Raw genomic sequence first — 12,221 nt, forward strand, 5'->3', positions numbered from 1 at the left:
GTGTTTTTCGGATGACGGAGTCCGACTCGGCTTAAAGGGAGGCGACAAGGAATCGCAGGAGGCCCGAGATGTCCTCGGTATCCGCGGAGGGACTGGCGTGGTTCATGGTGTTGGTGTAGGCCGCTTCCAGCGACAGCATGGCGGCTCGTCCGTAAATGGGATCGAGGCGGAATGCAAAGAGACCTCGGCTCACGATACTTTCGCTGTCGGTCGCTCGATCCGTGGACCGCGAGCTGGTGTATCCGCCCATCGCGCTCACGAGCAGCCGCTGGCTTTGCTTATATTGCAGCGACACCGAAGCAGTGGGGGTTTGCATGCGGGCGCCCGGCCTGGGCTGCTGCTCAGTCCGATAGCTCAACATCGGCATGATCGTCAATGTATTGAAGGGACGATACAGGCCGCTCAAGCTCTGGGACAACGCGACGTTTTCCACGCCGGCCCGAAGTTCGTCCGCCATCACGATGTAGCTGGAGGCGAGCCGCGCGTTCCAACTCTTCCCGCTATAGGCTAGGGCTCCTTCAACGCTGTTGCTCCGCGTGCGCTGTGGAAGCAAGCCGGCCGGGTCAAACACGCTGGTCGAGGCATTGCGCGCGTAGGTCAGACTGAATTCCGGCCAAGCCGGCTTGGCCAGCGCGACGCCGATGCGGCTGTATCGCTGCTCAATGCGCGGTTGAGACGGGTCAAGATCCACATTGTTCCACATCTCTCCGACGACGCTGCGAAACTTCGTGACGCCCCATTGTACTTCTCCCCACAGTTCGCGGACCGTTTGGTCGGGACTGTTGAGGAACGCCCTGCCCGCCGAGCGATAGTTGGCGCCATATCGAAACTGCTGTGCCGAACCGCTGAGCGCAAAGCGGACCATCCGCTTGGAGGAATCCTCGCGTTGATCGATGCGTGAGATGCCGGGCCGATCCTCTGCGGAATTGTTGGCGACTTCCCCCTCGGTGAAGAATTGTCCCTTGAGCCAGGTTGAAGCGGCGACAAGGCCTTCTGTCCGTGGTCGCTCGGATTCCGGCACCAAATCCTTGAGACGGGTCGGCGCAGCCGGAGCGACGAATGAACTGGTCCGAAACGACGTATTGAGAACCGGTGTCGCGATGGCAAAAGGAATTGCGGCCGGGCCTTTCGCTGCCGCGGTATCGAAAAACTGAATCCGCTGGAGGAGAAGTGTCATCTGTTGTTGGGATTGCTGCGCTGAGGCCGGAGAGGCGGAACCGGCAAGAAGGGTAAGGGCGACGCCAACGAGCCAACGTCTCATAGCGAGAATCAGTCAGGACATTCCACTGCACGCAACATAAAGTAAGTGTAGCACTCGGCATGCCAGTCATAAGTTGCTGAAATTACAGATGATTGAAGAGTTCTACTAATGTTCGAATTTAGAGACGGCTGTGTCGAACATCAGCGACGGCGTGTCCTCTTTTGTTCGATGGGACGGAGAGCGGATGTGAATTCAGCGGCCTGTAGACTCGGTCACCCGCTGGATGGCACGCTTGAGGATGGATACCATTAGGGCGAGTTCCCGAGGTGTGCTCGACAGGGGCGGCATGAGGACAAGCACGGTACCGAGAGGACGCAGGAGCAGTCCCAGGCGCCGCGCTTCCATGGAGACGTGATGGCCGATTCGTTCGTCGGGTGAATAAGGTTCCCGTGAGTCCTGGTCTTTCACGAGTTCAATGCCGATCATCAGGCCCAGTTGTCTGATGTCCCCGACGTGCGTGAGCCGACTCAAAGGCTTGAGTAGGCGCGAAAGGGTCGCTATTTTACCTCTCAGAGCGGCGAAGGTCCGAGCCTTCCGAAACAGCCGGATATTGGCAAGCGCCACGGCGCACGCCAACGGATTGCCGGTATAGCTATGGCCGTGGAAAAAGGTCTTCCATTCGTCGTACCGGCCCAGGAAGGCGCGATAAACCTCGTCAGTGGTTAAAGTAGCGGCCAGAGGCATGTAGCCGCCGGTCAGGCCCTTGCTGATCGCCATCAAATCCGGCGTGACGCCTTCGTGCTGACAGGCGAACATGCGGCCTGTGCGCCCGAACCCGGTCGCGACTTCGTCCGCGATGAGCAGTACATCATATTTTGTGCAGAGCTCTCGAATCTGTGTGAGATACCCGGGCGGCGCCGTGATCATCCCCGCAGCGGCCTGCACCATGGGCTCGAGAACAAAGCCGGCGATTTCCTGATGGCGCGCGCGCAGAAGCCGGTCGATCGGTTCGACGCAGGCCATACGACAAGACGGAAAGGTGAGCGCAAGCGGGCACCGATAACAATAAGGAGCCTCCACCTCCAGCGTAGGGAACAGCAAGGGCGCAAACCGGCCGTGGAAGAGCTCGATGTTACCTACGCTCACGGCGCCCAGCGTATCGCCGTGATAAGCCAGACGAAGGCGAAGGAACTTGGTTTTAGCGGGAGCCGCGGGTCTTCGTTGTTGCCAATATTGGACCACCATTTTAAGCGCGACTTCCACGGCGGTCGATCCATTATCGGAATAGAATACGCGCGTCAATCCTTTGGGAGCCAGGCGAACAAGTTCCCGAGCCAGCTCGATGGCTGGGGGATTCGATAACCCGAGCAAGGTGCTGTGGGCGATCTTTCCAAGTTGCTCGGTAAGGGCGTGATCCAGCCTAGGATGGCGGTGCCCGTGTATGTTCACCCAGAGCGACGACACGCCATCCAGATAACGCCGCCCGTCAATGTCGAAGAGGTACGAACCTTGTCCACGCTCGATGATGAGCGGCGGTTCGGCCACCCATTCCTGCATTTGCGTGAAGGGGTGCCAGAGATACCGGTGGTCCCACCGGGACAACTGTTGTCGGCGCCTGTTCATGAGCGACACAATAGCGGTGGGAAATGCACGCAATGATGAACAAAAACCCTGGATTGCGACCGCAGCCTGAGAATTATATCGGCCGGCGATTTTTTTGACAACCTTCAGGGCAGCTACTATAATGAGCCGATTTTGGGTCGCATGAATCAGGATTCGCAAAGTCTCATCCGAAATTTCTCGATCATTGCCCATATTGATCACGGCAAATCGACCCTCGCTGACCGGTTCCTAGAAGCCACGGGCGCCATCACCGCCCGGGAGTTCCGAGAACAGATCCTCGATGCGATGGACCTTGAGCGTGAACGCGGGATCACGATCAAGGCCCATGCGGTCGCCATCCGGTATCAGGCCAAAGACGGGAGCACCTATGCCTTGCATCTGATCGATACGCCGGGGCACGTCGATTTCACCTATGAGGTATCCAGGAGTTTGGCCGCCTGCGAAGGCGCGCTCCTGCTGGTCGATGCGACGCAGGGCGTCCAGGCGCAAACGATTGCCAATGTGAATCTGGCCATGGCAAACCACCTCACCATTATCCCCGTGATTAATAAGATCGACTTGGCCAGTGCAGATGTCGACGGCACCAAGCATCAGATCTCCGAAGTGCTGACCTTGGACGCCAGCGACGCGATGCTGGTCAGTGCGAAGGAAGGCCTGGGTGTCGTGGACGTATTGGAAGCGATCGTATCGCGAGTTCCTCCGCCATCCGGCGACCCCAAGAGTCCGCTCAAGGCCCTGATCTTTGATTCGTGGTTCGATAATTATCAAGGCGTCATCGTTCTCACGCGGGTGGTGGATGGGGAGATCCGGCCCGGCATGAAAATCAAGGTGATGTCGAACAATCGGATATTCGAGGTGATGGAAGTCGGGCAATTTACTCCCAAACGCACCAAGACCTCGCAACTCCTGACCGGGGAGGTCGGCTACGTCTGCGCCAATATGAAGGAAATTGCGGACGTCAAGATCGGCGACACCCTGACGGACGCCGTCCGTCCCACCGACCAGCCGTTTCCCGGCTATAAGGATGTCAAGCCGCTGGTCTTCTGCGGCCTGTACTCGACCGACACCGCCAAGTATGAAGATCTCCGCGACGCCTTGCTGAAGCTACGCCTGAACGATTCATCCTTTGTCTATGAGCCGGAAACCTCGCTTGCGCTGGGCTTTGGATTTCGCTGCGGTTTTCTCGGCCTCCTCCATATGGAGATCATTCAAGAGCGGTTGGAGCGTGAGTACGGATTGACTCTGATTACCACGGCACCGACGGTGGTCTATCGGGTGATGACGACGAAGGGGGACATCCTCGAGATAGACAACCCGGCCGAATTGCCGCCGCCCGGCTCGATCGAACTCTTTGAAGAGCCGTTCATTCTTGCGACACTAATCGCACCTGAGCGGTACGTCGGGAGTCTCATCCAATTGTGCCAGGAACGCCGGGGGATCCAGCGCAGCATGCAGTACCTCGACCCGACGCGTGTCATGCTGACCTACGAGTTGCCGCTGAACGAAGTCATTCTCGACTTTTACGATAAGCTCAAATCCAAGACCCAAGGATACGCGTCGCTCGACTACGAATTGATCGGTTATCGCGACTCGGATCTGGTGAAGCTTGATATCCTGCTGAACGCCGAACCGGTGGACGCGCTCTCATTTATTACCCACCGGGATCGCGCCTATCAGCGTGGCCGCCAGTTGGCGGAGAAAATGAAGGAGCTGATCCCCAAGCAGATGTTCGAGATCGCTATTCAGGCCGCCATCGGCAGTAAGGTGATTGCGCGCGAAACGATCGGGGCGCTGAAGAAAAATGTCACGGCGAAATGTTACGGCGGCGACATCAGCCGGAAGCGAAAGCTCTGGGAAAAGCAAAAAGAGGGCAAGAAGCGCATGAAATCGGTCGGCAAGGTAGAAGTTCCTCAGGAAGCCTTCTTGGCGATTCTGAAAGTCGGTGAAGAATGAATCGCGAGCCGGATCTCCGTAATGTCGAAGAGATGCCCGCCGCCCGCCCGTCCGAGAACAATGCCGACATGCCCGGCGCCCAGCCCGCGGGTGACGCGGCCGCCGTCAGTCATCCTACCGTGCCCGCGCGCAAGTCCGTGCTCCGCGAGTATGCGGAAGCCATCATCGTGGCGATGTTGCTGGCGTTTGCCATTCGGGTTTTCGTGGTCCAAGCGTTCAAGATTCCGTCCGGCTCCATGATTCCGACGCTGTTGATCGGCGACCATATTCTGGTCAGCAAGTTATCCTATGGAGTGCAATGGCCTACGGATTGCAAGTTTCAGATTAGTTTCCCGCCCGTGACTTGCTATTCGTCTCACACCGTCATTCCGTTCGGTTCGGTGCAACGCGGCGATATCATCGTGTTTCGGTTTCCCGAGGATGAGGACAAAGATTTCATCAAGCGCGTGATCGGCTTGCCGGGTGATACCTTGCATATCAAGAACAAGACCGTGTACGTCAACGGTCGCGCGTACGACGACAAGGCGTTCACGCAACGCATCGATCCCGGCGTGATTGATGGGCATATCAATCCTCGCGATAATTTCGGCCCCGTCACGATTCCCGAAGACTCCTATTTCGTCATGGGAGATAATCGGGACCAGAGTCTGGATAGTCGGTTTTGGGGCTATGTCCGCGCCGAGAAGATCCGCGGCAAGGCGTTCCGCATCTATTGGTCATGGAGCGGTCAAGGGACGTGGGTGGAATGGGTGCGATGGGAAAGATTCGGAAAAGCCATCCAGTAGCCCGAAGCGGATCGTCGGCGAAATCAGGTTCCGACACCTCGCCCGGCCGACCGCCTGACCCTTCTCTTCTCCGTCAATACATTCAGCGGTTTCCCCAAGCCACTATCCTCGTGATCGGAGATTTGATCCTTGATCACTATATCTGGGGGCGTGTCAGCCGCATTTCGCCGGAGGCGCCCGTTCCGGTCGTCCATGTGGAATCGGAATCGATTAAACTAGGCGGCGCGGCGAACGTCTTTAGCAATATTCTCACCCTGGGCGGCCGGGCCGATCTCTGCGGGGTGATCGGCGCAGACGAGAGCGGGCGCCTTTTGCTGAAGGAGTTAGGCGGCAAGCGTCGTGCGCGCGGCGGTGTCATCATCGATCATGACCGGCCGACCACGCGAAAGAGCCGCGTGATTGCGCATAATCAGCAAATGGTCCGGTATGACGTCGAGCGTCGGACCGAAATGAAACCGCAGCTCCAACAACGGATTCTCCGGTATGTCGACTCGCATGCGCGGGATCTCTCCTGTGTGGTCGTGTCCGATTATGCCAAAGGCGTCGTGACGGCTTCGTTGATGATGGAATTGACACGCCTGGCCGGCGCTCATCGCATTCCGATTGTCGTGGATCCCAAGGTGGAGCATTTCGGCTATTACAAAGGCGTCACGGTTGTGACACCGAATCATCTGGAAGCGACGCAAGCGGCCGGTGTCCATGGCGATGACGATCAGAGTATCAATGACGCGGGCGCGACCATCCGCCAACGACTGGGGTGTCGCAGTGTGTTGATCACCAGAGGGGAGCGCGGCATGAGTCTGTATGAGGCCGATGGAGCCTACTGGCATATTCCGACTCAGGCCCGGCAAGTCTATGACGTCACGGGAGCGGGAGACACGGTGGTGGGGACATTGGCCTTGGCGTTATCCACCGGCGCCAGCATGACGGAGGCGGCCACGCTGGCCAACTATGCAGCCGGCCTGGTGGTCGGAATGGTTGGGACGGCCACCATTGAACCGGCGCAGTTGGTTGAGGCGTTGAATGCGTGAATCACCCAGGGTTACGGTCGTCGTGCCGGCTCGCTATGGATCGTCCCGTTTTCCGGGGAAGCCGCTTATCTCTCTCATGGGGAAACCCATGATTCAGCATGTGTACGAGCGCGCCCAAGCCTGCCGGGCCGTTGATGAGGTCATTGTGGCGACGGATGATGAGCGAATTCAGGCAGCGGTCCAGGCATTCGGCGGACGGGTCATGCTGATGGCGGAGACCTACCGAACCGGGACGGATCGAGTCGCGGGAGTGGCGCGCCGGCAGCCGGGAGATTATTTTGTGGATCTGCAGGGTGATGAGATTGTGTTGAATCCCGACCTGCTCACGGATCTGATCCGGCCTTGCCTCACGACAGGGGAGGGCATGGCGACCCTCAAGCGACGGATCGAGTCCAAGGACGATTTGCACAATCCGGGAGTCGTGAAGGTAGTGACCGACGCGCAAGGTTATGCTCTGTACTTTTCCCGCGCACCGATTCCGCTGGTCCGTGACGATGTGGACCGAGCGGCCTTGGCCGGCTTGCATTTTGTCCATCTGGGCCTCTACATGTATCGAAGGGACGTCTTGATGCGGGTTTCATCGTTGCCGACCGGTTCGCTTGAAGACGCGGAGAAGCTCGAACAACTCCGGGCGCTGGAACAGGGAATTCGCATCCGGGTCTGGGAGACCACGCATCCGTCCATTCGGATCGACGTGCCGGAGGATGTGCCGGGCGCGGTGGACCAATTGCGCCGCTGCGATGTGAGCGGGTCCGAGCGGATCCGAAATGGGATGGTGCAGAATAGGATGGCGCAATGAGCAAGTTTATTTTTGTGACAGGCGGCGTCGTCTCCTCGCTGGGCAAAGGGCTCGCGTCCGCCTCGATCGGCAATCTGCTCGAAAGCCGTGGGCTCAAGATTACCTTTCTGAAATTGGACCCCTATATCAACGTCGATCCCGGGACGATGAACCCATATCAACACGGTGAAGTATTCGTGACCGACGACGGGGCCGAGACCGACCTCGACCTGGGACATTACGAACGCTATACCTCGCTCACGCTGACACGCGAGAACAACTACACGACCGGTCGGATTTACAATTCCGTGATTACGAAGGAACGCCGCGGCGATTATCTGGGAGGCACCGTCCAGGTCGTGCCGCACATCACGGATGAGATCAAGCAGTGCGTCATCCGGGTCGCGGGCGGGATGGACGTCACCATCGTCGAAATCGGCGGCACCGTCGGCGATATCGAAAGTCTGCCGTTTCTTGAAGCCATCCGGCAGATTCCCTATGACGTGGGGCGTGAGAATGTGCTCTACGTTCACTTGACGCTGGTGCCCTACATCGGCGCGTCGGGCGAGCTGAAAACCAAACCGACGCAACATTCGGTGAATAAACTCCGGGAAATCGGTATCCAGCCGAATATCCTGCTCTGCCGGACGGATCGGTATCTGCCTCCCGATTTGAAAGCGAAAATCGCCCTCTTCTGTAATGTCGAAAAAGACGCGGTGATTACCGCGAAGGATGTCGAAACCGTCTATGAAGTGCCGATCGTCTTTCGCAAGGAGGGCTTGGACGACCTCATTGTGCGCCTGCTCCATCTGGATACCGGTCCTCCCAATCTTCGCGAATGGGATGCGATGGTGCAGAAAATCAAGCATCCCAAGCACGAAGTCTCGGTGGCCTTGGTTGGGAAATATGCCGGGTTAAAGGAGTGCTATAAGAGTCTCGCGGAAGCGCTGGTCCATGGCGGGATCGATCATGAGACGCAGGTCAATGTGCATTGGCTCGAGTCCGAAGATATTGAGCGGCAGGGGACCGAACGGGTGCTGCGAGAGATGGACGGCATTCTGGTCCCCGGCGGTTTCGGTGTGCGCGGCGTGGAGGGAAAGATCGACGCGATCCGGTATGCGCGAGAGCGGCACATTCCGTATCTCGGTCTCTGCCTGGGAATGCAGTGTGCCGTGATCGAATTTGCGCGGCACGTGGCCGGCCTCAAGGACGCCAATAGCTCCGAATTCGATCCAGACTGCGGCGACCCTGTCATTGATTTAATGGTCGACCAGCAGGGTATCAAAGATAAGGGCGGCACGATGCGGCTCGGCGCCTACGGCTGCAAGCTGGCCGGGGGCACACTGGCGCAGAAGAGTTACGGGGTCTCCGAGGTGACGGAGCGGCATCGCCATCGCTACGAATTCAATAATGCCTATCGCGAGCGGCTGACGCAAAAGGGACTGGTACTGAGCGGGGTGTCCCCGGACGACCGCCTCGTGGAGATCGTGGAACTACCGACCCATCCCTGGTTTTTGGCGACCCAGTTCCATCCGGAGTTCAACTCGCGCCCGCATCGTCCCCATCCGTTATTCAGCGGGTTCGTGGGCGCGGCTCTGCGCAGGAAATGCGGACGATGAACGGCGCGGAATCATGGGCCTGCCGGAAGATCGAGTTGGATTATGCTGCACGAAGTTGATCTGGGCTTTTTTAAAGCCGGGGCGGGTCATCCTCCATTCCTGATCGCCGGTCCCTGTGTAATTGAGAGCGAACAACTGGCGCTGGAGACGGGGGCGCGCATTGCCGCTATGACGCGGTCTCTGGGTGTTCCATATATTTTCAAATCCTCCTATGATAAGGCCAATCGGACGTCGATCCATTCGTTCCGCGGGCCTGGTCTGAAGGCGGGATTGGCCGTGCTCAAGAAAATTCGGGACACGGTCGGGGTGCCCATCTTGACCGATGTGCACACCGCCGAGGAGGCGAAGGCCGCGGCGCAGGTGGTGGATGTCTTGCAGATCCCTGCGTTTCTTTGCCGGCAGACCGATCTCCTGGTGGCGGCGGCCGAGACCGGACGCGTGGTCAACGTGAAGAAGGGGCAGTTTCTGTCTCCCTGGGAAATGGACAATGTGGTGAAAAAGATCGAGGAAGCGGGAAGCCGGAAAATTCTGTTGACCGAACGGGGGTCGTCCTTCGGATACAATAATCTCGTCGTCGACATGCGGGCGCTCCCCATCATGCGCCGGCTCGGCTATCCGGTGGTCTTTGATGCGACGCATAGCGTTCAACTGCCGGGCGGCGGCGGCACGAAATCGGCGGGGCAGCGTGAGTTTATCGAACCGCTTGCGTGCGCGGCAGCAGCGGCGGGATGCGACGGATTTTTCATGGAGGTCCACCCGAATCCAGACCAGGCGTTATCGGACGGACCGAATATGGTGCCTCTGCATGATTTGAAGGCGCTTCTTGAGCGGATTCTGCGTATATGTCGCGCGGTCGCCTGATGAGAGAGTACAACGAGCTTGAACGCAAACGTGCGCTCGATGAGGTGTCGGCCGCCGACGGCGCGAGTCTCGAGGAGGGGAAACGGGTGCTCCGGATTGAGGCGCAGGCCGTCGGCGCGCTGATCGACCGCCTGGACGAGCGCTTTACCCAAGCCGTGGATATGCTTTATCAATGCAGGGGAAAAGTCATCGTGTCGGGCATGGGCAAATCGGGGCTCATCGGTCAAAAGATTGCAGCGACCTTGGCCAGCACGGGCACGCCGTCGTTTTTTCTCCATCCGGCTGAAGGCGTCCACGGCGACCTGGGTATGGTCGCCAGGCGGGACGTGATGATCGGGATTTCCAACAGCGGCGAGACGCAGGAGGTGCTGCAACTCCTGCCGTTCGTCAAACGGATCAATATTCCGGTCATGGCGCTCACCGGACGGCTGGGATCGACGCTCGCCAAGAACTCGGATGTCGTCCTGGATATTTCAGTCGCTGAAGAAGCCTGTCCGATGGGCCTGGCTCCGACGGCGAGCACCACCGCGACGTTGGCCATGGGAGATGCCTTAGCCATTGCACTGCTGCGGAAACGAGGATTCAAGCCGGACGATTTTGCGCAGTTTCATCCGGGCGGCACGCTCGGCCGGCGATTATTGATCAAGGTTAAGGATTTAATGCACGGCGGCGGAGCGTTGCCGGCGGTGCGACCCGAGGCGTCCGGACCTCAGGCGATCTTGGAAATGACGGCCAAACAATTGGGCATGACGACGGTGCTTGACGAGAACGGCTGTCTCACGGGCATCATCACGGACGGCGATCTTCGGCGTTTCATTCAGGGCGGGGGAGATTTCAAGGCGATCACCGCGGCCGATCTTGCCAGCCGGCATCCGAAGACCATCGGCCCGCATGAATTGGCGACGACGGCGCTCAGCCTCATGGAGCAACACAGCATTACCGCATTGGTGGTCGTGGAGGCCGGACAACGGCCGCTCGGTGTGATTCACTTGCACGATCTCTTGAAGAACGGCATTGTCTAGCCCGATCAGCATGAAAAGCCATGAAAACGGAGCCTGAATCAAAATCGGCGGGGTTCGTCCTGGTCCAGGCGGGGACGCAGGAGAGCAATATCAATCTGCCGAATGTCCTGACGGTCGCCAGGATTCTGCTTATCCCGGTGTTCGTGGTCCTGTTCGTCACCCCCACGCCCGATCGGTCGCTGGCCGCCGCCGTGGTGTTTGTAATTGCGGCCCTGACGGATTTGCTTGATGGCTACCTGGCGAGGCGGCGAGGGCAGGTCACCAAGTTAGGACGCCTTTTGGATCCGATTGCCGATAAACTGCTGGTCCTTTCCGCGCTCATTGTGCTGGTGCAGGTTGACCGGGTCACTGCGTTGGTCGCCATTCTGATCATCGCGCGCGAAGTCGCCGTCACGGGCATCCGGGCGATTGCCGCAACAGAAGGCATGATCATTTCGGCGGAAACGACCGGGAAGTATAAAATGGCTCTGCAAGTGATCGCGATCGTCTTATTGATTTTGGAGGGAACTGTCCTGTCTGATTACGGCAATGTCCATCTCGCCGGCATCGTCACTCTCTATCTCTCTCTGGTGCTGGGATATGTATCCGGCGGTCAATATGTCTGGAACTTTTGGCGACAAATCACGCTGAAAGGTCTGTAGCAGAGAGATCCCTCCGAGAGTAAGCGGCCTCTCTCGCCTGCTTTCCTGACCTATGCCTGATGTGCTCGTGGTTGCCATACTGATACTACTGGGATATCTCCTCGGTTCCATCCCATTCGGGCTGGTTGTCTCACGGCTATTAGCGACTACGGATCCGCGAACGGCCGGCAGCCGCAACGTGGGCTTCACTAATGTCTTACGGGTCGGCGGCAAGCAAGCCGGGATCCTGACGTTGATCGGGGACATGGGCAAAGGGTGGTTCGCGGCCTGGGCCGCCGGCCAACTCCTGCATGATGAAACCGCAATTTTAGCCGTAGCCTTCTCGGTCATCTTGGGGCATCTGCACTCCGTCTTTTTGGGATTCAAGGGTGGGAAAGGTGTGGCGACGGCGCTGGGCGCGGTGCTGGGCCTGCATCCGCTCATCGGCCTTAGTCTGCTGTGCCTGTGGCTGCTCGCGGTGTGGCTGTGGCGGTATTCGTCAGGCGGCGCATTAGCCGCCTTCGGCTTGTTTCCCATTGCGGCCGTGTGGTTTCATCAGAGTCCGCTGTTCATCGGCTTTGCCTGCGTCATCAGCGCGCTCATTTGGTTTCGCCATAAGGATAACCTCGTGCGTTTATGGAGCGGCACGGAGTCCCGGATCGGTCAGGCTGGCAAGTCGTGAGCGTCGGAGGTCGGGCGCCAAACTTCATCGGTGGCATCGGATGCGA

At 58.6% G+C, this 12,221-nt stretch carries 11 protein-coding genes; 9 read left to right on the forward strand and 2 right to left on the reverse strand.

Annotation, left to right across the window (positions count from 1 at the left end; all coding sequences use genetic code 11):
* Positions 1–31: 31 nt before the first annotated feature.
* Both ACWGXE_RS10265 and bioA read right to left on the reverse strand, forming a co-directional pair.
* The gene (locus tag ACWGXE_RS10265) at positions 32–1,261 is read right to left on the reverse strand and encodes a hypothetical protein (protein WP_447603445.1); all 1,230 of its coding nucleotides are present in this window, start codon (positions 1,259–1,261) and stop codon (positions 32–34) included.
* A gap of 192 nt (positions 1,262–1,453) precedes the next feature.
* On the reverse strand, positions 1,454–2,824 hold the full coding sequence (gene bioA / locus ACWGXE_RS10270) for an adenosylmethionine--8-amino-7-oxononanoate transaminase (protein ID WP_447603447.1): 1,371 nt from the start codon (positions 2,822–2,824) through the stop codon (positions 1,454–1,456).
* A gap of 141 nt (positions 2,825–2,965) precedes the next feature.
* On the opposite strand from bioA, the gene lepA reads away from it, so the two are divergent.
* The 9 genes from lepA (at position 2,966) to plsY (ending at position 12,175) form a co-directional block, all read left to right on the forward strand.
* The gene (gene lepA, locus ACWGXE_RS10275; protein ID WP_447603448.1) at positions 2,966–4,777 is read left to right on the forward strand and encodes a translation elongation factor 4; all 1,812 of its coding nucleotides are present in this window, start codon (positions 2,966–2,968) and stop codon (positions 4,775–4,777) included.
* 68 nt (positions 4,778–4,845) lie between these two features.
* Positions 4,846–5,562, forward strand: coding sequence for a signal peptidase I (lepB, locus tag ACWGXE_RS10280; protein ID WP_447603941.1), 717 nt, complete (start codon positions 4,846–4,848; stop codon positions 5,560–5,562).
* Positions 5,532–6,593, forward strand: coding sequence for a D-glycero-beta-D-manno-heptose-7-phosphate kinase (gene rfaE1 / locus ACWGXE_RS10285; RefSeq protein ID WP_447603450.1), 1,062 nt, complete (start codon positions 5,532–5,534; stop codon positions 6,591–6,593). The genes lepB and rfaE1 overlap by 31 nt, the downstream gene beginning before the upstream one ends.
* Positions 6,586–7,392, forward strand: a complete 807-nt coding sequence (gene kdsB, locus ACWGXE_RS10290; protein ID WP_447603451.1) for a 3-deoxy-manno-octulosonate cytidylyltransferase — start codon at positions 6,586–6,588, stop codon at positions 7,390–7,392. The genes rfaE1 and kdsB overlap by 8 nt, the downstream gene beginning before the upstream one ends.
* Positions 7,389–8,990, forward strand: coding sequence for a CTP synthase (locus tag ACWGXE_RS10295; RefSeq protein ID WP_447603453.1), 1,602 nt, complete (start codon positions 7,389–7,391; stop codon positions 8,988–8,990). Before kdsB ends, ACWGXE_RS10295 begins: the two co-directional genes overlap by 4 nt.
* Before the next feature lie 42 nt (positions 8,991–9,032).
* Positions 9,033–9,851, forward strand: a complete 819-nt coding sequence (kdsA, locus tag ACWGXE_RS10300; RefSeq protein ID WP_447603455.1) for a 3-deoxy-8-phosphooctulonate synthase — start codon at positions 9,033–9,035, stop codon at positions 9,849–9,851.
* Positions 9,833–10,873 carry a KpsF/GutQ family sugar-phosphate isomerase gene (locus tag ACWGXE_RS10305; protein ID WP_447603457.1) on the forward strand — a complete coding sequence of 347 codons (1,041 nt, stop codon included), beginning with the start codon at positions 9,833–9,835 and terminating at the stop codon, positions 10,871–10,873. The genes kdsA and ACWGXE_RS10305 overlap by 19 nt, the downstream gene beginning before the upstream one ends.
* A 20-nt stretch (positions 10,874–10,893) precedes the next feature.
* Positions 10,894–11,514, forward strand: coding sequence for a CDP-diacylglycerol--glycerol-3-phosphate 3-phosphatidyltransferase (gene pgsA / locus ACWGXE_RS10310; RefSeq protein ID WP_447603458.1), 621 nt, complete (start codon positions 10,894–10,896; stop codon positions 11,512–11,514).
* Between the two features lie 67 nt (positions 11,515–11,581).
* On the forward strand, positions 11,582–12,175 hold the full coding sequence (gene plsY / locus ACWGXE_RS10315) for a glycerol-3-phosphate 1-O-acyltransferase PlsY (protein WP_447603460.1): 594 nt from the start codon (positions 11,582–11,584) through the stop codon (positions 12,173–12,175).
* The last annotated feature ends 46 nt before the right edge of the window (positions 12,176–12,221 follow it).

It is taken from the genome of Nitrospira sp. Nam80, assembly GCF_965152575.1.